This is a genomic window from Pseudobacteriovorax antillogorgiicola, from assembly GCF_900177345.1.
Lineage (GTDB): Bacteria > Bdellovibrionota_B > Oligoflexia > Oligoflexales > Oligoflexaceae > Pseudobacteriovorax > Pseudobacteriovorax antillogorgiicola.
On sequence record NZ_FWZT01000005.1, the window covers coordinates 81717 to 102053 of the forward strand.

Here is a 20337-nt window from a genome sequence, read left to right on the forward strand (position 1 = left end):
ACCAGACTTGCCCACCTTCCTATCGGTAGTCTCAATTTCTTGAGCATTTCTGTATTGTTTCCATTTTCAAGTACCCCCATTCTAATAGCCGTTCAGAAACTATAATTTTAATTCAGGGATTGTTTATGAAGTCACTTTTCTTGTGGATCAGTGGTGCCGTGCTCGCCTATTCATCACCAAGCTTAGCCTTTCCAGAATGGGGTAAAGACTTAACAAGTCTAGAGGCGAGCCTTGGTCAACAGCTTACCGATCCGTATAACTATGAGGGCATCGTCGCACTATCAAACTGCTCCGGCTCTTTGGTGCGATTCGATGATAGCCTCGATACCGACCCAGCGTTGGTGCTAACCAATGGCCACTGCGTTGGTAGAATTCCCCCAGGGACGGCATTGTATCAACGCAGCTCACGGAAATCATTTACGATCCTAAGTCCCTCAGGATCGCGACTAGGGTCGGTGCTAGCTAGCAAACTGATATATGGAACGATGACAGACACCGATATGGCGATCTATGAATTGCGTGACAGTTACTCCACCATACGGCAGCGATTTGACACTGAAGCACTCACCATAGCAAGGGATTATGTGGAGCTAGGTTCTACCATTGAAGTAATTTCTGGTTATTGGCGCCGGGGTTACACTTGTGAGGCAGAGTCAATTGTCTTTAGTTTGCAAGAAGGTGATTGGTTTTTTAAGGATTCGATTCGCTATAGCCGCCCAGGTTGTGAGGTGATCGGTGGTACCTCAGGTTCACCCATTGTTTTAGCTGCTAGCCGCATTGTTGTAGGCGTGAACAATACGATCAATGAAAGCGGTCGCCGCTGCCAGATCAATAACCCTTGCGAGATTGATAAAACTGGCAAGGTTACCTACGAACGAGGTATTGGTTACGGTCAGCAAATTTCTTGGCTTTATACATGTAGAGATGAATCCGGCACTATTGACTTAAAAGTCGAAGGCTGTGTTTTACCGCAACCTTAGTGTCAGATTCCTTTGATGGATACCCTTCTGTTGTGAACTCATGCCGGAATTGTGCTTCTGGCATGAGAGTCTTATAACCCGCCTAGTCTGTCGTGATGTTTTTTCTGGGAAAGTTATAGAATATTCTTGAGTGCTTCTGTTGTGGGTGCTTACAAGAAACTTCTAATTTTCTATATGGTGGATACTATGGAACGAGCAATCTCTAATCGCGAAAGTTTAACCAAGGCTGATGATCGCTATCTCCCCGCTCATCTCGCCACGAAAATCACGTTTCTTAGAAAACTTTTGCGCATGTCACAAGCTAAACTAGCATCCCAGGCTGGTGTTTCTCTCCGCTCGATTCAACGAATGGAAAGCCAGGAAACCGACCCATTGCTGAGTCATATGATGCAGGTTGCCAAAGCTTTATCTGTAACTCTATCGGACTTATTTGCTCCTACTGATCAAAGACTTCGGCAGGTCTCTATCCAATGCTCTCCTGAAGAGTATGATACGATGATTCACACCATCCGCACCTCTGACCCTGATCCCAACAACATTCAAGAGCAGTGTCGTCGCCTCATCGCGCAAGTGGATCACATTCCGACCCAATCGCTGAATCCACAAAATGCCTTTATTCTTTCTCTGAAAGGCTACTCAAAGATCACAAGCAAGGTGATCGAACCGGTCGATTCGCGCTTTTTGCACGTTATCGCAAATATTTTCGAGAAGGTTGTTCACAGTCAGGATCGAGCCTATATCTTTGATGGACCCTTATTCCCTCATCAAGGCTTAGGTGTGCAAAACCTTATCTCGGTTTTAAGCCGACGCCGGGAGCAGTCTCGCCTGCTTGTGATAGCAACCCATGGCTCTGAGTCTCCACTCAACTAGCTAATCAATCACGCAAGCCTTAAGGGCGAGTCCGCCCTACCACACCTACTGATAAGCTTGTTGTGCCTTAAGAGCAGAGTTTTTAAGCCATTGCCATAGAGCCTTGGATTCATGAGGACTAAAGTCAAACTGTGGAGGCATTAAAAGGCCCCGGGGCACAGCATCCATCTTTTGAAACTTTACATGGAGCAGAAGATTTTCGGGGCTTCGCTTCTGATAAATAGCCAGAGGCTCGACAAAATCCCAGCCGAATGTGGCTCCTACGGACCGAACGCCGTGACAATATTGGCAACGACTGGCAAAGATCTTCAAGCCAATGTCCGTTTCCGGACTACTGTTAACACTAAACTGCTTTAGCCAAGACTTGTAATTAATCATTTCGATAGCCTCAAGACTTGTTGTAAAGCGAAATGGATTCAAGCCGGCGCGGTGATCTTTAAGTGGAACACGATCGTGAGATATCACCAATTTATTAGTCGTAAAAACTAGAGGGCGAGGATCATTAAATCGCGAGTCCTTGCGCATCAGTTTAGGAAACGGCTGAGGATTGCCCTTTGGACCGATCATTTTTACGGCAATAAAGGGATCAAAACTATGATCTTGGATTAGAGCCATTGGGATAGGAACTCTCATACCATTGCTGATATGAAGCAGGGCTGTATCTTTATTGCTGTCATAACTTTTTAGCAGGTGAGAGAGATAGTAACCCTGATAATCTGATTTCTTTTGATACTGGACATCGAATAGGTTTTTACTTATCAAATTCGGAATATCGATGGATTTCTGATTAACTGGCTTAACGAACTTTTGAAAGTGGTTGCCCTGCCCTCTCTCCCAAACTTTTATCGGTTGAGCGGCTAGGGACTCAGCAAAGGCAAGTAGCAACAATACGATGGGGAACATAAATAACCTCCAGTTAACTCTGGTAGGTATGGAGCAAGCTCTGTTCCACAATGGCTTACAATATATTTTCGCTAACTTAGACGTGCCTTGCGGTATATCCCGCAAGGCATCTGTTGGAAGTGCTACTTCATCCCATCAATCACAGCCTGAGGAACTTGGTCCTCGTACTGCTTGAAATTTTCTTGGAACTTTTTCTTAAGTAGTTCTGCTTTTCTTCGATACTCGTCTTGATCTTGCCAGGCATTGATTGGACGAAGTTTCTCTGTAGCAAAACCATCCAGAACAGTCGGTATTTTTAAGCCAAAGAAGCCATCATCTTCAAAGCTGCCATCTGCTAGCTCACCATTCTGAATGCCATGAATGATACGCCGGGTTTCAGCAATGCCATAACGCTTACCAACCCCAAATGCGCCTCCAAACCAGCCGGTATTCACCAACCACACCCGTGCATCCTGTTGTTTGACTTTGGCTTCAAGAAGCTCAGCGTACTTCATAGGGTGCCACATCATAAAGGCACCACCAAAGCAAGGGCTAAAGGTTGCTTTCGGCTCAACAACACCCATTTCTGTTCCGGGTATTTTAGATGTGTAGCCGCTGATAAAGTGGTAAATGGCCTGCTCTGGAGTCAGCAAACTCACCGGAGGTAGAACCCCAAAGGCATCCGCAGTAAGGAAGATCACATCCTTTGGATGCTGGCCCACACATGGATGCTGCACGTTTTTAATAAATTCTATAGGATAAGAAACCCTGGTATTAGGGGTAATGCTTTCATCGGTATAGTCGACCTGCCGTGTATGATCGTCCAAGACAACATTTTCGAGGAGTGCACCATAGCGAATCGCATGGTAGATATCGGGTTCAGATTCTTCTTTGAGATCGATACACTTCGCGTAGCAACCGCCTTCGATATTAAAGACTCCATCATCCGTCCAGCAGATTTCATCGTCGCCGATGAGTAGTCGCTCTTCATCTGTACTCAAAGTTGTTTTTCCAGTTCCAGACAAACCGAAGAAAAGGCTTACATCGCCATCCTTGCTAGCATTGGCACTGCAGTGCATAGACAAGACTTCGTTCTTCGGCATCAGATAGTTCATGATGGTGAAGACACCTTTTTTCATCTCACCCGCATATTGAGTTCCAAGAATCACCATTTCCCGTTTCTCTAGGTGAAGATCAACGCTGGTCTTGCTTGTCATATAAGAAGTATGACGGTTTGCGGGGAAAGACCCTGCATTATATATCACATAATCTGGTTCGCCAAAGGCATCTAGCTCTTCTTGAGAAGGGCGAATCAGCATGTTTTTCATAAAGAGTGCATGATAAGGACGGCTACATATGATTCGCACTTTCACCCGATACTTGGGGTCCCAACCAGCAAACCCGTCGACAACATAGAGCCGCTCACAGGTGTTCAGGTAGTCCAGAGCACGTTCCTTATTGACTTCGAAGGTCTCGTCATCGATCTTCATGTTAACGTCACCCCACCATACATTATCACGACTTTCGGGATGATCGACGATTCTTTTATCTTTTGGAGATCGGCCTGTCTTTTCTCCTGAATAGGCAACCAATGCGCCCTTATCAGTTAGCTTAGAAGACTGATCGAAACGAATCGCATGTTCGTAGAGAACGGCAGTTTCGGTATTGCGGAAAACATTTTTACAATCGATTTGGTATTGGTTTAGTTCCATGTCTCACTCCTTGGTACAAACGTGTCCGTTGCAATTTCTAATTTGCAATGGTCGTGCCTAAAACAATCTCACCAAGGTGTTACATTTTTCCTTTCTTCATGCAGGTTGTAGGAATATTACAAACAGGAACCAATCGACACATCTACACTTGAAGTGATTTAACTCTGAATCGATGATTTGATCCACTGTCAGAGCAACGCAGAGTAGGTAGAGTTTACCCAGGGGCATATCCCCACGAAACCAGCTAGCCTGATATGATAGGGGTGAGTGAACGTCACCTTGAGCAGGTTATGTGGACTGAAAAGCTGGTTGAACAATTTAAAGAAGACATTAAGGCAGAACTCGACCATGTTGAAAATCAGGAAGGTCAGGAAGGTCGTGATCGTGTCATCCAAGCGAGGATTGCACAGCTAGAGCAAGGAACTGATAGCGAAAGCCTACTCCAACTGTATATATACCTAGTATCGTCTCTCGTATTACACGTTCGAACCAAGAATCTTACCCCTCAGCGAGTGAAGAAGACAATCACCCTCGCCAACTCGATTCTTCTAGCCCAGGGAATTAAGGAGAATACCTCACGGCTGTCGTTTCTCCATGGTGAGCTGCACTCGATATGGAGCCAGATTGAGTGGCAAGGCGGCCATCATTGGCAGGCTGCATGGCATCAGTTTCTAGGTTATCAGGTCACCCGAGGTGCGAATCATCGAGAACAAGGCTTTCAGCAGCTCACTATGGCGAACCGAGCCCTGCGGCTTGGTCATGTAGATTCAGCTTTGGAAGGTTACTACAAAGCTCAGGACTTACTTTCCGGAGATTGGCTTGATAAATGCCAAGTTAACATTATTCGATCTTTGCGTCTCGCAGATCGAAGAGACGAATCGCGATCGATTATTGAGTCTACATTGGCGAAGACCGAGATAAGCCCATCTTTGCATTCTGAAATTATCTGGGAGAAGTTAGTACACGATTTGCTCGATAATGGGGATCTCAACCCAATGCTCAAGTCGGTAAAGAAGAAGCAACCCCACCATTCCACCAGTCACATCATTGAAGTCTGTCTTTGGGCTATGATCCACCCGTCGAAGAACTGGCTTCAGAGAATTCCCAGCTTAGAGAACTTAAAGCGAAAACCAGACTTAAAGCCCGCCCGCGGTGATATATTCTACGAGGCCGCAAAAACCATTTTTGAGTGCTATGACTCCGATATCCCACTCAATCGCAGACTGACGTCTCTAGGTGAAAAGCTCGCTCTCCAAAATACCCAACTCAATGTTGATAAAGAGCTGCTGGTCTGGGCCGCCTCCACTCGCTGGCTGATCCGATCTCGAAATCAGATCCTTACAAAGATCACTTTGAAAGAGTATCAGAGCCTTTGTCAGAAGCTTTCGTCTGGCAAATCGATCGACCTACTAGGTTTGGGTAACCTAGACTCCTGAAGTGAGCAACAAGGCTGGGTCCGCGGAATGAATGTCTTAGCTCGCCAAGCGATCTACAATAGCCTCAGCGATCATTTTCATAGAGCTTGGCTTATGAAAGACACGATCTGCTCCAATCCCAATCAGCTCTGAATCATTGATTGTGCCCTCACCCGTAAGCACAAAAATAGGAATAGCATAGCCGATATTTTCCCGTAGAACTTGAATTAGTTTCCGACCACCCCCGCGCGGCATATTGAGGTCAGTCAAAACTAAGTCTGGCATCTGGATCTTAGCTTGTTCAAGTGCATCATCGGTGTCTTTTGCATAGGTAAAATCTATATCTTTGCCATCAAGGAATGTTTGGATCACCTTGCAGATTTCGATGTTATCATCAACGACTAACACATTCATCTGGCTTCCCCTTATCTAAACTTTCTAAAAAAATTGACATATTCTAAAGGGCATTTAGTACTTGCGTTGCTGTCACCAGCTAGCAAGTCACCTGTCAATATTGTAGCATTGAAACTTGCTCAAGAAGAATCAAGTGAGTGATATTCTACAATCTAATTCCCTTTAGTATTCAGTAAAGATTCGCTTCAAAGAATTACCAAAATTATAGAAAAAAAGGGGGATATTGAATCTGTAGAAGAGTCTCCTGGGAAGGCGGTTTGGTGATAATCGAGACAGAGTTTTTTTTTGCCTTTCCAGGAGCACTGAGTTGGGAGTGGTAGCTACTGGCGCAAGGGGTCCAGCTCTACCGGCGCAATGAGGAGCGCGAGAGTACAATACAACACTTGGAAGTGAGGTTTACGTTTCCAGTGAGACGGCACCATAGATCAGCAAACCCAGGCCTTATTTTGCAAGCACTATGACAATTGCTACCAAACCTAAGCGCACGAAATATCTCAATTGGCAAAAATTTTTTTTGACAAGAAATCGCTCGCGGTTTTCTCGAATCTGCCGATACGTAAAATCGAGGTGCAATCTTAGAGGTTTGCTCTATCAAAACTGAAAAAAACGTGATTTTCTTCACATTACATTCGACAAGAACGTGCTAAATCACGAAGACAACAGTTTTAATCGGACAACCCTCTAAACCACTTTGGGGACCAATGGAGGAAACAAGCGATGAAGCTTTTAGCGATTCTATTCTGCCTAGCGAATCTTCTAGGCTGCCAGGACCAAACACTCAAAGGATCAGCCAACAATACTGAATCTGTTCAAAGTAAAGAAAGCCGACCACAGGAAACTGGGGAAGGCTTACCTGGTTATCTCCACTGTCAATCGACCGAAGGTGATTCTGAAACTAGCCTTGATTGTCGTTTGCAAGAAGGTGACGTTAAAGTAGACCTTAGTGGTAAAGACGTTTCATGGACTTTAGAAACACCAGTTGATGTTCAATTAGATACTAGGATCTTAGCTAGCGAAGAACCGTGGCATGTTAATTTTCTTCTCCAGGGACCAATTGAAAGTCGACGCAGCGTGATCTCCCAAGGCGCTGTTCAAATCACTATAGATCAAGAGTCCTTTGACTACTCGATTCCTGAAAGCCTGAATTCAACTAACAGTCCTTCGGGAGGTGTCTTTCAACTCCTGTTTGGTCCCAGTTCTTCAGGGCGCAGCTCATCATGGATGGGCCTAAATATGGATAGCGCAACCACCACACCTGTAACCACCAATATGGGCAGCGCCATCGGCAACGTTCAGCTTGAGTTGATACCACTCGATGGTGCATCTCTCACCCCTGAAGGACCTTTAGCTAACAGTGGTGCAAGCCCCTGGAGTGAGTTAGGAATTTCAGCAGTAAGTATTGAAGGTTCGCTAGAAATCCGCGGCCAACTCCCTGCTGGTCAGTATCGCATCAGTGTGATTGTTGGGAATGCTTTTTTAACATCTCCTGCCACTATAGAACTCAGCAGTGCTGCCGCAGCTTCTGTCCCCGAAACAACGACCCTGAATGCCCATGACGGGAGTAGTCTCGGGGAGACCAATTTCAGCCGTTACGAAAGCAACGAAGAGGGTACATTCACTTTCACGATAAGCACAAATCCCATCGCAAAAATTGGGCTCCATGGCTTGATCATCGAGCCTCTAACTCCCTAGCCTCTATCACACTCAGCCCCAACAGTTGGGGCTCGGTGTTTGCCAAATCTATAACCTACCTTGATGAAATTACATACCTTTATAGAACCTTCTCAAGCGAGGGTGTGTTTGATTGGATCATAAATCCTGTTTAAATCATAAGCTCCTATAACAATTGTTTTTTCTCGCTAGGGGAGGCTACCAATGTCGGCCTCCTTACAAATTCTGTCAGTTAATTTCAATGGCATAGCCTGATATCTAATCGGAATGATTAGGAAATCTTTCTAGCGAAAGTTTTTAGCATAAGGCACGAGCATTGCTTCACTAAAAGAGGATTTGGCAAACCACGGAGCAAAGCATGTTGGAAACATCGAGTCATCTCACACTACGACTAGCCATCACCTTGTTTAGTCTGACCATCATCTTAGGGGGCTGCTCGAAGAAGCCAGCTTCAATTCAGGATGGAAAAAGCAACGGCGGGGAGTTGAAACAGCCTCAGGTCGCTGCCTTTGACCCCGAACTCCAAAACGACATTTTTATGAGTATTTTAAACGAAAGCACAGGTGGAAACTGCAAAGGTCCTGAAGCAGCGAAGCCTGAAGCTCGGCTATTAACAGCCCAAGAATATATTCAAGATGTTCAAAGTGCGTTCGGCATCAGCCTTGGCAGCGATGAGTTGCAAGCCTTACTTCCAGTGGAAACCACAGTACTGGGCTACAATCACCTTCGTCAATTCAATATCCTTTCTCCTGAGAAACTAGAATCATACATGAATGCGAATCGCCGTGTTGCTGCTGCGGTTGCTGAACAGGCTGGGACGATCCTGAATTGTGGTCAAGACTCCCAAGAATGCGTCGGGCGATGGCTGGCCGAAAAGCTACCTCAGCTTTGGCGCCGCTCAATTAGTGATGACATTGTACAGCAAGAAGTTAGTACTTTTGCGACTTACGGCTCCAACGAAGAGGCCTTTGAACAATTGGTGCAGCGTCTCTTATTATCACCCTATTTTATTTTTCGCAGGCAATTAGGCCTTCAAGGCAGCCTAGACAGCTGGGAGGTGGCAAGTCTCCTTGCAGACTCCCTGTGGGCTGCTCCAGTATCGGAGGACCTGAAGCAGAAAGCTGAACAAGGTTCTCTTATTTCCAAAGAACAGGTCCGCAGCCAAGCACTAACTATGATCAACGATCCTAAATTCTACCAGGGAGTTAAACGTTTTGCCCAGTCATGGCTTACCACCAAGGTTATCGACGCCAAAGACTTCGCGAGTACTAACCAGAATCAAATCGATGATAATATCAAGCAACAGCTTCAGGAAGAGTCAGCCAATTTCCTTTACCAGTTAGTGCAGTCGGAGCAAGATCAGTTTGCTAACATATTTGAAGCTAACTATACAGTAGGCTCTCAACAACTCGCTCAAGTCTACGGCTTTACCGCAGACGGTCAAGATATTCAAGGCCTACCCGATGGTGTTCAGAAGCTGGCTTACCCCGAAGGTCGTTTGGGAATCATTAGTCAGCCAAGTGTGGCCATCAGTGCAAGTAATCTAGAGAAAACCAATCCTGCTCTACGGGGTAAGCATATTCTTGAGAAGTTTCTTTGTCACAATCTAGAAACCCCAGAGAACATTGCCGACGTCGTCGCGAATACCCAATTCGATCAAAATGTGAGTGTCGTCGAAGCCTTCGACAAAGCTACGAACTTTGGTTCTTGTGGTGAATGCCACCGGTTTGTCAACGGTGTGGGTTTCGGTATGGAGAACATCAGCCCAGCTGGCTTTTTTCAAGATATTGACAACCATCAAAAGCCTGTTGTGGCCGATGGAGAGCTGGTCTCGCTCACTGGTACGACGACTCCCTTTAATGGTATTTCGGGCCTCAGCCAGGCTTTGGCGAGCAGTAAGGATGTTGAAGTTTGTCTCGCCGTGCAAGCCTTCCGCATGGTTTATGGCCGCTTAGAAGAAAAGCGAGATGTTTGTACCATCGTCGATGCGTACCAAAAGGCATCTCAAGAAGAACTCAAATTCCACGAACTTTTTGTGGAACTATTGATCCAGCGATCCTCTGGCAATCCATAAACAACGGGAGCAAGGATATGAATGCAAAACGAATAACAAGACGAACTCTGTTAAAATATGCAAGCCACACCATGATTCTGGGCGCCCTGGGGCGCACCTTTCAAGAAACCCAAGCGTTCGGTGCTGAAGGCAAGCTCAAGCTTTTAATCTGTACGACACCCAATGGTCATTTCAGTTCGGCTGCGACGCAGGCAGCCCTTTCATCAGCCCTTTCGCCGGCTATTTTATCAGCTGACGCCCTGTTTATTGAAGGCCTGAACAATGCCACAACCGTCAATGAAGGTGGCCAGGGAGTTGGAGATTGGCACGGCGGAGAGTCCGCTCTCTTGAGCTTTAATACTGGTAAAAGCGCTGGTGCATCATTCTTCAGTTCGATTCCAGGCTTAAGTAAGGCCAACCTAGGTATTGGTGTGGGGGACCGTGGCTATGCCCGCGATTCATCTGGAGGGCAGGTGCAAATCATTGAAAACCCGCAGACAGCTATGGCTACCGCGTTTGGTCAATCACTCCGTAAAGTGAACTCATACGACTTAGCCCTGATCCAGTCTGGGCAAAAGCACCTCTTAGATCCATGTATGGAAGATATTAAAACCCTTCGCAAGCAGCTTGGTGCCGATGGCGCAATGTTCGACGATTATCTTTACGCACTTCAGGAAAGCTATCGCAAGATCGCATCGGCAAACCAAGGGAGCGGTGGTGGATCAGGAGATCCAGGCAGCCGCTTCGAAGCCCCTGGCTGTAATAAGAACGCCAATATCGTCGCAGGAAACGAAGTTGCTGATCAGCACCAAGCCATGCTTGATGTCGCCTACCAAATTATGGCTTGTGACATCTCTCAGGTGACAGTTCTATCGTTTCTAAATAACAATAGCGACCCACAACATAATTTCATTCACTCCGAGGGCTCAAATGATGGTGGTATGAGATTCAAACAGTTCTGTGACGAGGCCCAGACTAGAATCAGTGGGCTGGTCAACAAGCTTGGCGACGGCTCTTACAACATTCTAGATCGTTCAGCAGTCGTTTATATGAGTGAAGGTGGGGAGCACCTGCTTGGTGGCAGCTTTAGTAGTGGTCATCCACAGCTGAACATTCCATGTGCGATCTTTGGTAAGCTCGGTGGCGCTATCACCCAGAAGGGTACTATGAACGCTGGGGGTAGTACCAATCGGAATCTTTGGCGCGCCCTTGCTGATGTGATGGCTGGGGGAAATGCTGATCTTTCAGACATAGGTGGCGATGGTGTTACACCGCTGAGTTTGTAGACGATTCAACTCTTTCGAGTACTGAGGCGTCGAAGGCTAGGCACTCGCCAGTTCTTCACCGCCACGGCGCTCACATAGATAGTACATGTGATAAAGGCCTTTGCCCTTCAAAGGCAAAAGACCACGACTTTCCGTCAGGAAGTTCTCATGAATAGCTGCTCTGGTGCTACCAGATATATTAATCTGGTTTGGCTCGCAAACCTGTTCCAGGCGACAGGCGGTATTCACTGCATCACCCCAGATATCATAAGCAAATTTATCAAGACCCACGATTCCGGCCATCACCATTCCGGTATTGATACCAACTCTGATTTGAATCGGAAACTTCTCTGAATGCCGAGCTTTTACATACTCAAGAATCTCTTGGGCTGCTAAACAGCAGTCAAGAGCATGAGTTTCAGATTTACGGGGAACGCCTCCAGCACATAAGTAGCCATCACCCACTGTTTTAAGTTTTTCTAGGTTGTACTTGCGAATGATCCGATCGATCGCGCTAAAAAACTCATGGAGTCCGCCCACGAGCACATCCGCGGGAACCTGTGTCGTTAGCTTGGTAAAGCCAACAATATCGATAAACATCACAGTAACATGGTCGAACTTTTGAGCTTCGACCCGACCTGTATTTTTTAATTCGAAGGCGATTTTTTTGGGCAAGATATTCTCAAGCAGCTTCTCGCTCTTAACCTTCTCTCGATTCACCTGGTCAATAAAGCTTTCCCGCTCCAAACGGTAAAGAAACTCCATCCGACTGAAGCGTTCGAGAACATAGTGGCTAATGACACCCAGGGCATAAACGGAGATCATAAAGAAGTGATTGGTTACAACATCCTCAACCTTATTCTGCGATAGCCCAAATTCGATCCATTCATAGGAACCAACAATCACAAGACCTATCAATAAAGAGTAGCGAAAGCGAATGCCGCTTAGGAGAAAGTTGTAAAGAAGCATAAGCCCCAAAGCAAAACTAAAGAAACCAGAGGCATAGAAGCTTCCATTAAGAAGTGCCATGGGAACGTGGCCTAGGGTACCAACGAATAGTGGAAAGGCAATCAATCGCTCCCCAAACTTAGGGTAGTGAGAACTCCAAGTCGTGCCCAATACGAACAGTAAGGAAGCAGGGACAATCACAAGCCGTATCAAGGCCTGTGCTTCCATATAGTCCACAGCCAGGAGGACGTCGACGATGAAGAAACTTGCGTACATCACCACAGCGAGCACAATTGCGACTCGATTCAAAAAGATTCTCTTGTTCGCTAGGTAGAGCGAATAGTCATCTTCCATTTCAGCCGATTCGAATGCCAACGTCGCTGGATGCATGGCTCCAATTTTTCTAAGCGCCTGATCTTTCAAGGCAATCTCCTTACTTTGCAATACTATCGGCCTTTGATTTCTGATAATTTAATAAGATTTTGAAAATCAGGGGATCGAGGGAATATTGTAAGTCAAACGATTGCTTTACACTGACGAGGGGAATGATCCGGCACGTGACGCCATCAGCCATAACTTAGCTCAGGCAATCGTTTAAAGCGTGTAGCGCTCCCCAGCGAACCCCTTAATATTACTTAAGGCCTTGTATTCACTATATTATTACTGTATGGTACGGGACAGAAAATACTTCGCCATGGAGTCATATAAATGTCCCCATTTTATCGGTATTTAGAGGTTTTCCCATGCGAGTCATTAAGAAATAAGTCAATCAACCGATCACACAAACGTGATTGAAACTAAATGATGTGTTGCTTATGAAGAACCGTGTTAAACTCAACGTTCCGAATTTGAAAGATGCGCTTCAAGAAAGTGGAATCAAAAAGCAAGATGTAGCAGCAAAGATAGGAGTTAGTCGCGAAACATTCAGTCGCTGGCTATCGGGTCGAGTTGAATACATCGAAGAAAAAAATGCCCGGAAGCTTGGTGTCATCCTCAATTGCGCACCGTCGCACCTCTCTCCTGAAATTCCTGTCGAAAAGTATCAGAGTTTAGGCGGCCTCGATCCGCAGCAAGTTATTTCAGCAGATACCTTCGTAAAAATAGGTTTGTTTAGCGATCAGTGGCAAGCCGTCTTAAATCTGTTCTATTGTGTGAAGCATCCGAAAATAGTCAAGGACCATCAGGTCACAGTTGAGATTTTCAAAGGCCTCAAAGCCTTGCTCCAACTATCTCCTGACGAAGCACCTATCGTTGAGGAAAATGATGACCCGAGCACCTATGAGTTGTTTGATATCATAGCTCGCAAGGTATTCCTCAATGGGGTGCAAAGTCTTCTTCATGGCAACTGGGAAGAGGCAGATCAATGCTTCCGCCGGGTCCTCATCCAAGGCCAGTCGGAGTGGATCGTCGCCCTATCTTATCTCGGGGCATCGATGAGCAATTGGCTTAATCAACAGCCCGAAAAGGCTAAAGATCTATGTGATCGCGGCTTGGCTGTTTTCTCCGAAAGTTTTGATGATCTATCGGTTTTTGCGTCTGCAAACCTCCATTTGATGCAGATTATTCTGAATCCAAGTGATGAAGATCACGTTCGAACCCAAATTGCTGACGCCCGAAAAGACTTCTCAAAGATCGGCTATCTTCATGGTGAGGTACGATTGAGATTTTATCAGATGCTGCTCGACGGTGTCAGGATAGAAGAAGATGATATTCTAGATGGGAAAGATATTACGATTAATCTGAGAAGGCTCCCTCCTCTCTATCGTTTTGAGGCATTGTATATCTATTCAATTGCCGCCAAAATGAGGGCCGACGGCGAGGATTCGGATTCCCTTCTCACATTAGCACATGATTTATTGCCAAAACCCCTAAGAGACCATTTTACGAGTGTGGGCCAGAGTTATGAAAAAAGTTCTTGTAGTTGAAGACTCCGAATCGTTCCGCAAGGAAACCATCGCGACGTTGGAAACTGAAAATAAATTTGAAATCACTGAAGCCAAAGATGGATCCGAAGGCTTCGATTTTCTGATGAACCAGTCTTATGACTTAGTCATATTGGACTACCATCTTCCCCAGATGACCGGCGTTGAAATCCTCCGCAAGCTGAAAGATAACGGCCGAAGCACTAACTGCCCAGTCATCATGCTAACTTCGGAGTATGAAGAGCGGGGCTCGGAAATCAAGCAGCTCAATGTCGTGTCTTGGGTCATCAAACCCATCAACCAAAAGCGCTTTAAGGACCTAGTGGATCAAGTCCTTGATTATTATGCCAGCCGAAAGCTAGGGAGCTAATAGCTCCTTAATCCACTTGCCCGATACTTTGCCCAAAAAAACTCGTCGCAACATTCATTTTTAAGTCCAGCTCTAGACGAGAGCTATACTTTTGCTCTAAGATCCGGTTTCTATGGCAACTGCCAGATATCTCTACACCTAGAAGGATTTGAATCGCAACCTATGATACTTTTAATCAGTTATGTCACCCTCGCTTTGGGCTGTTCGTTTCTTTGCTCCATCGCCGAAGCGGTGATTTTGAGTGTCACCCCCTCTTACATTAGCCTCCAGGAGCAGGAGGGTCGTAAGAAGTCAGCACGCCTCCTCAAAAAACTCAAGGATGATATGAATAGCTCGTTGGCGGCTATTTTGACATTAAACACCATTGCCCACACCGTCGGTGCTGCAGGCGCTGGTGCCGAAGCAGCAGCTATTTTTGGCGATAAGTACGTTGGTATCATCTCGGGGGTTCTCACCTTCCTGATCCTTGTTTTTTCTGAAATCATTCCAAAGACAATTGGGGCTCACTATTGGCGCGGCTTGGCTCCTAGCATCGCTGTTTTTTTAAAGTACCTAATCATTTTCTTCTACCCGTTCGTAAGACTGTCGGCAATGCTAACCAGACACCTTGCCCACGGACCAAGCCTAAAAGGCTTCAATCGTGACGAATTCGAAGCAATGGCCCAACTCAGCTTTGCCGAGGGTCAGATTGCTCACCAAGAGCAGAACATCATGAAAAACTTGCTTCAATTCCACAAGAACCGCGTCAGCCAAGTTTTGACCCCTCGCACAGTGGTGTTCTCGGTCTGCTCCGATATGAGCATTGGCGAGTTTTTCGATAAACATGGCAATGAAAGCTTCTCTCGAATCCCCATCTACAACACCGACCGAGAGCATATAATCGGCTTTGTTCTGCGCACCGATTTGCTTCTTGCGCAAGCGCGAGACGAAGACGACAAACCTCTTAAGAAATTCAAGCGAGAGATTCATGCTATCCCTGAAACCTTGAGTCTCTCTTCAACCTTCGAGCTCTTTATTTCGCGGCGTGATCAGATCATGTTGGTAATCGATGAACATGGTGGCTTTGAGGGTATCATCACCCTGGAGGACGTGATCGAATTTCTCATCGGTCATGAGATTGTCGACGAAGGAGACAAAGCCCCCAACATGAGGCGATTGGCGCGTCGACTCTGGGCAAGCCGCCAAAGGCAGATTCCTAAGGGATAACTCAACTCATAAAAATAACGCCAGCATCGAGCTGGCATTATATGAAGACTTTTAACAAATAGTTCGCAAATAATAAGACCATATTATCTTTTATAAGATCAATGTCTAGTAGATAATAGGTTAATAAAACTTTTTAAACTACTATGGCATACATGCAGTATTAGAGCTGGCTTTAAAGCAGCACGGCTTTACCCAGACTAAATGCTGCACGGAAAAATGTGAGGCTAATGCTAAACTAAAGGCGACTTGAAGTCTGTCGCTAAATTTCCTTAGGAGCCTCTATGAGTACCGTGTTAAAGATGTTACCTCCTACCCTTCGCCAACTGCTTGAATACGTGAGTCCCGCGACTCTCAAGATCATCTCCATTCGCGAGATCCTAGCTCTTTCAAAGTCGCTGATTCAAAATAGCCGAGACAAGTCTCTGGCCCAAGAAATATTCGCTGAACTTCAGACAATTGTAAACAACTCCGTAATTTCTCAACAAGATGAGTCAAACCAAGGTGAGCTAAAAGAGCTTCCTGACGATCGGAAGGAAGCTGCTGGAGAAGCTATTCTGGAGCTCTACTTTCAGCAGTTTCTCAATACCAAGGGGTTCTTTATCGACCTCCGCCCCAAAAAAATTGGAACTACAGCCTCTGCACCCTTTATTCAATGGCACGTGTCATTACCGTTTGTTCTTGATGAGGAGTTTAGACAGTCGATTGTTCAGCTCTATCAATCGTTCTATGGACAACAGGACGATGAGTTTGAAGACGCCCTGCTCAATCTGAATTTAATCGAAAAAAATTGGCAGCAAGAGCGCAAGGATCAACTCAAAGGATTACTCATTGATCACTTTGGCTCAAGCCTGGAAGGCAAGGTTACATTCACCATGGATATGTTTTATACCTCGTCTCACAATCTTTTCTCCTTCCTGAAAGATAATGGTGTCGAAGTCGACCGTAATTTCCTGGTCTTTGGCATCTACCTTGTTTGTCTCTATCTCGCTCTCGATGAACTTCAAGTCGGGATCGACGTTCAAAAAGTTGTCGCCAATACGCTACTCGACAAATAGTTTAGGCTGAAAATTAGAGATACAATCCCGAGGTAGAGCAATCCTCCAACTATCACCAAGTTTCACATAAGAATTTGCAAGGCAACGATTGATGGCAATGGACTAGCTTTACACCCTTATCAATTTATGGATAATTTTATTGTGCCTTCGCTTATTAATATACTGATGGTTAAAGGCACAAACCCTCCTTCCGATTTTAAAGCCTAAACGTCCTTACCTTCGTAAATCTACCCTGATAAAAGATCTCTCAAAGCGAGGGATCTTTCTTATTTGGATTAAGAAATCTATGACGAAGATTGAACAAGCTTGAAGCCAACGGTTCCGAGAGAGCTTGCCCCTTATTGTTGCTCTATTCTGCAAAACGGGGATTGAAAAAATCTATGAGCTTGTGAAATAACCTAGTCATCATCACATTTAAATTTGGAGAAATGATTATGTTTTTACAGTCAGTAAAGAACGCAGTTATTGGTGGATCGCTCGCAGCTGGTCTATTTCTGAGTGCTGGACAGGCCTTTGCGGGTAAAGGATCGTTTAAGATTGGCGACATTTTAGAACGAACCGGAAAGTTCCAAACCTTGACAACAGCTTTACAACTCACTGGTCTCGATCAAGCAATCGCTGGAGATGATGCACTTACAGTACTAGCTCCTACTGATAAGGCTTTCGAAAAGCTTGGCTCAGAAACTCTGGAAGGACTGATCAACAATCCCGAAAAACTTTCTGAAATACTGCTCTACCATGTAATTCCTGGAGAGGTTGGATTGTTTGAAGCCCTACAAGCACAAGAAGCTGCAACGCTTAACTCAGCCTCGGTCAGTTTTTCAATGGAAGGTTTTGGCTTTTTTGTCAACGATGCAAGAATCGTATTCCCAAATATTCGAGCTAGTAACGGAGTGATCCATGCCATCGACTCTGTGCTGCTGCCTCCTGCACCCCCATCTATTGCCGATATTGCTGCTGGGAATGAGCAGTTTTCAACTCTGGTTGCAGCTCTTCAAGCTACAGGCTTGGATCAAGTGCTAGCTGGTGAAGGAACTTTCACGGTTTTTGCACCAACGAATGAAGCATTTGCAAAACTTGGTGAAGAAACAATCAACGCCCTTCTAAAAGACCCTGAAACACTTTCAAATATTCTTTTGTACCACGTTGTCCCAGAAGCTGCTGTAGAAGCCGCAACTGCAGTGACCCTAAAAAGCGCGACTATGGCTAACGGCAAGGAAACCAAGCTCATGTTTGATGGTAAGGATCTGTTTATCAATGATTCTAAAGTTATCGCTACAGACATCATGGCAAGCAATGGTGTGATCCATGTAATCGACACGGTTCTGGTACCAAGCGCGAAGTGATTCGCCGGTGCGCTCCCTATAGCGGGGAGCGCTTTTCTAATATAAGTGATTAGGTCCCCGTTGCGGCTTTGATGCTCTTTAACTCGAAGCGATCTCGGGACATGATGCTTTGAATGGCCTTGGTAAAGAGCTTTTCATCTTTGGTTTCAAGCCCGATGAGATAGCCACTAGTCTCAAGCTCTTTAACCCACTTTACCAAACCTTGATACTTTTCTGATCGTTGACCAGTTATCAATTCAAGATTTACCTCGCGACCTTCCTTTGGGCTTTCGAGACTCCAAAGACAAGCGCCACGCTCTGAAAAGTTGATCACATCGCAGGGTGTTCCTGGTCCACTGTGATCCTTGATGATACCTAGTAGCTGGCTGTCTTCGGCGTCGATGCGCTCGTAGATCCTTTGATTTGCACCCATATACATCTCTCATAAATATTAACGATCCCCAACTTCCTTTCGGTACTGTTTGGAGCAATCCTAAAAGAGATTGATACACTCATGATTTCATGTATCTTTCTAGCCGTAATTTTTTAGCGAATTCTGACACAAATCAGCAAAACGAATCACTCATTTTATGGGTGTCCAAGCATTCTTGCCAAAACATCGAAGACCTGTATGTAATTACCAGTAATTATTAGATAATTCTCTATTTCCAAAGTTCTCGCGACCAGGCTACATTAGGGAGCAACAGGAATCGGGGATGAATAAGAAAGGTGAACCATGACACAAGGGAAGAAAGCGATTCAACGCCTCAGTCGCCAGCCACTTAATCAACTGAGTGGAGACAGCTGGGCGTCTATAGAACCTCGCCTGAACGAAATCTATCAGGAAAGCTTTATCCAAGGCTCCTCTAATCGCAGTATCAAAACCGTATTGAATAGGGGACCAGACACGCAATTAATGCTCGTCTACGGGCCTCAGGGCGAGATCGCAGGATTTGGATCCTATTGCATGTCACGATACCAAGTCCGCGGAAAAACCCATTTAGTCTATGATGCAGGTTCCTACGTGAGCAACGCCTACGCTGGTTCTCAGGCTTACTTTATGAAGGAACTATTTCAACAAGCCTTTCGCGTTCGGATCACCTACCCCAGGGCACAAATCCATGTGGTCATGTCGTGTGCAACACCCGCTGCCTATCGTTTCTTTACCCAAGGAGTCCAGAAGCTCTACCCTCATCGCAGCTTTGAGCAACCACAATGGTCCAAGGACATGATGATCGAAGTCCTTGCTGGGCGAGACAAAACGATTGTTTGCCAAGATCCTGTGATCGTGAAGAGCAACTTCAACCCCCAACTTAAAGACCCAGATCGGATCGTTGGCTCTAAAGCCCTAGCTCAAGATCCCGATGCCAGCTTCTTCTTAGAACTGAATCCTAAGTTCACATCGGGTCACATGCTCGGTGTCCACATACCTCTGACACTGGCGAACATCCTTGGAACGGGATCTAAGATACTCAAGAAAACTCTAAAACCACGACGAAATCTTACAAAAGCGGGATAAAAAAATAGAAGGGGGAAGATGGAGGCGCGGATCGGATTCGAACCGACATGAAACGGATTTGCAATCCGCTCTCTAACCATTCGAGACACCGCGCCTTAATGGAAACACTCACTGAAGCGAGTGAAAGTAGTTATACGGGTCTGCTTGGGGAAGATCAAGCTTTTTCTAATAGAAAATTCAATGGTCCAGCCAATTTGCAGAGACCCTTGGAAAGCAGTACCAGCACTTTTGACTCGCTACATAAATTCGGAAAGGTTTTCGATAAAGATTCCAAATTGGTGCTTTGCTCCAATCAATTCTGAAGGTGAATCCGCCGAAGCTATCTTTATGGTCTAGGAGGAGTGTATGACGCATCATGTATTAATTGTTGAGGATGAATCTGACTTAGTAGATATTATCGAGGCCGAGCTTGAACTCGACTTCCCGAGCATAAAACTTACGACGGCAGCCACCGTGGATGATTTGCAAAGCGTCTTGGAAAGGAAGTCATTTCAGCTAATTATAGCTGATCTCACCGTCCCAGGCTCACAGATCACCCCCGTTTTAGATCTCATTCGAGAGGTCTCTTCGGAAACTCCGATCATGGTTTTCTCTGGCAAGGTCGAGGAAATGGCAGATTTAGACCACCCTCAGGTTATCGACTTCATTCCGAAACCTTTCCAACCTGAAAAGCTTCTCGGAAGCCTGAAAAAGTTTTTCGACTCAGACCAGCTAAAACTGGCCTAAGCCC

Annotated in this window: 18 protein-coding genes and 1 tRNA gene; 13 read left to right on the forward strand and 6 right to left on the reverse strand. The window is 45.6% G+C overall.

Features of this window, described 5'->3' with window-relative positions:
* Nucleotides 1–125: 125 nt before the first annotated feature.
* Together B9N89_RS08155 and B9N89_RS08160 are read left to right on the forward strand one after the other, a co-directional pair.
* Nucleotides 126–980 carry a trypsin-like peptidase domain-containing protein gene (locus tag B9N89_RS08155; protein WP_132317535.1) on the forward strand — a complete coding sequence of 285 codons (855 nt, stop codon included), beginning with the start codon at nt 126–128 and terminating at the stop codon, nt 978–980.
* 126 nt (nt 981–1106) lie between these two features.
* The gene (locus B9N89_RS08160; protein ID WP_132317533.1) at nt 1107–1850 is read left to right on the forward strand and encodes a helix-turn-helix domain-containing protein; all 744 of its coding nucleotides are present in this window, start codon (nt 1107–1109) and stop codon (nt 1848–1850) included.
* A 45-nt stretch (nt 1851–1895) separates the two neighbouring features.
* Here B9N89_RS08160 and B9N89_RS08165 read toward each other — a convergent pair whose 3' ends face one another.
* The gene (locus B9N89_RS08165) at nt 1896–2753 is read right to left on the reverse strand and encodes a c-type cytochrome (protein WP_132317531.1); all 858 of its coding nucleotides are present in this window, start codon (nt 2751–2753) and stop codon (nt 1896–1898) included.
* Between the two features lie 122 nt (nt 2754–2875).
* Nucleotides 2876–4444, reverse strand: coding sequence for a phosphoenolpyruvate carboxykinase (ATP) (gene pckA / locus B9N89_RS08170; protein ID WP_132317529.1), 1569 nt, complete (start codon nt 4442–4444; stop codon nt 2876–2878).
* 263 nt (nt 4445–4707) lie between these two features.
* Here pckA and B9N89_RS08175 point away from each other — a divergent pair, with 263 nt between their 5' ends.
* Nucleotides 4708–5880: a hypothetical protein gene (locus tag B9N89_RS08175; RefSeq protein WP_234996079.1), complete on the forward strand. Its 1173-nt coding sequence runs from the start codon at nt 4708–4710 to the stop codon at nt 5878–5880.
* 36 nt (nt 5881–5916) lie between these two features.
* Here the strand turns inward: B9N89_RS08175 and B9N89_RS08180 are convergent, their stop codons facing one another.
* Nucleotides 5917–6273, reverse strand: coding sequence for a response regulator (locus B9N89_RS08180; RefSeq protein ID WP_132317525.1), 357 nt, complete (start codon nt 6271–6273; stop codon nt 5917–5919).
* A 717-nt stretch (nt 6274–6990) separates the two neighbouring features.
* On the opposite strand from B9N89_RS08180, the gene B9N89_RS08185 reads away from it, so the two are divergent.
* From B9N89_RS08185 to B9N89_RS08195, 3 genes are all read left to right on the forward strand, one after another.
* A complete protein-coding gene (locus B9N89_RS08185) occupies nt 6991–7965 on the forward strand; it encodes a hypothetical protein (protein WP_132317523.1) in 975 nt (324 codons plus the stop codon).
* A 337-nt stretch (nt 7966–8302) separates the two neighbouring features.
* Nucleotides 8303–10018 (forward strand): DUF1592 domain-containing protein, encoded by a 1716-nt coding sequence (locus B9N89_RS08190; protein ID WP_132317521.1) that lies wholly within the window; start codon nt 8303–8305, stop codon nt 10016–10018.
* 17 nt (nt 10019–10035) lie between these two features.
* Nucleotides 10036–11283, forward strand: coding sequence for a DUF1552 domain-containing protein (locus B9N89_RS08195; protein WP_132317519.1), 1248 nt, complete (start codon nt 10036–10038; stop codon nt 11281–11283).
* Nucleotides 11284–11319: 36 nt separating this feature from the next.
* Here B9N89_RS08195 and B9N89_RS08200 read toward each other — a convergent pair whose 3' ends face one another.
* Nucleotides 11320–12633 carry an adenylate/guanylate cyclase domain-containing protein gene (locus B9N89_RS08200; protein ID WP_132317517.1) on the reverse strand — a complete coding sequence of 438 codons (1314 nt, stop codon included), beginning with the start codon at nt 12631–12633 and terminating at the stop codon, nt 11320–11322.
* A gap of 392 nt (nt 12634–13025) precedes the next feature.
* On the opposite strand from B9N89_RS08200, the gene B9N89_RS08205 reads away from it, so the two are divergent.
* From B9N89_RS08205 to B9N89_RS08225, 5 genes are all read left to right on the forward strand, one after another.
* The gene (locus B9N89_RS08205) at nt 13026–14135 is read left to right on the forward strand and encodes a helix-turn-helix domain-containing protein (protein WP_132317515.1); all 1110 of its coding nucleotides are present in this window, start codon (nt 13026–13028) and stop codon (nt 14133–14135) included.
* Nucleotides 14113–14502 carry a response regulator gene (locus tag B9N89_RS08210; protein WP_132317513.1) on the forward strand — a complete coding sequence of 130 codons (390 nt, stop codon included), beginning with the start codon at nt 14113–14115 and terminating at the stop codon, nt 14500–14502. Before B9N89_RS08205 ends, B9N89_RS08210 begins: the two co-directional genes overlap by 23 nt.
* A gap of 162 nt (nt 14503–14664) precedes the next feature.
* The gene (locus tag B9N89_RS08215) at nt 14665–15708 is read left to right on the forward strand and encodes a CNNM domain-containing protein (RefSeq protein WP_132317511.1); all 1044 of its coding nucleotides are present in this window, start codon (nt 14665–14667) and stop codon (nt 15706–15708) included.
* 281 nt (nt 15709–15989) lie between these two features.
* A complete protein-coding gene (locus B9N89_RS08220) occupies nt 15990–16763 on the forward strand; it encodes a hypothetical protein (RefSeq protein ID WP_132317509.1) in 774 nt (257 codons plus the stop codon).
* 434 nt (nt 16764–17197) lie between these two features.
* A complete protein-coding gene (locus tag B9N89_RS08225; protein ID WP_159455236.1) occupies nt 17198–18109 on the forward strand; it encodes a fasciclin domain-containing protein in 912 nt (303 codons plus the stop codon).
* Between the two features lie 49 nt (nt 18110–18158).
* Here B9N89_RS08225 and B9N89_RS08230 read toward each other — a convergent pair whose 3' ends face one another.
* Nucleotides 18159–18521: a hypothetical protein gene (locus B9N89_RS08230; protein ID WP_132317505.1), complete on the reverse strand. Its 363-nt coding sequence runs from the start codon at nt 18519–18521 to the stop codon at nt 18159–18161.
* Nucleotides 18522–18824: 303 nt separating this feature from the next.
* Between B9N89_RS08230 and B9N89_RS08235 the strand changes: the two genes are divergently transcribed.
* Nucleotides 18825–19607, forward strand: a complete 783-nt coding sequence (locus B9N89_RS08235) for a hypothetical protein (protein WP_132317503.1) — start codon at nt 18825–18827, stop codon at nt 19605–19607.
* A 19-nt stretch (nt 19608–19626) separates the two neighbouring features.
* Here the strand turns inward: B9N89_RS08235 and B9N89_RS08240 are convergent.
* A tRNA-Cys gene (locus B9N89_RS08240) sits at nt 19627–19702 on the reverse strand.
* Nucleotides 19703–19952: 250 nt separating this feature from the next.
* Here B9N89_RS08240 and B9N89_RS08245 point away from each other — a divergent pair.
* A complete protein-coding gene (locus tag B9N89_RS08245; RefSeq protein ID WP_132317501.1) occupies nt 19953–20333 on the forward strand; it encodes a response regulator in 381 nt (126 codons plus the stop codon).
* Nucleotides 20334–20337 lie beyond the last annotated feature (4 nt).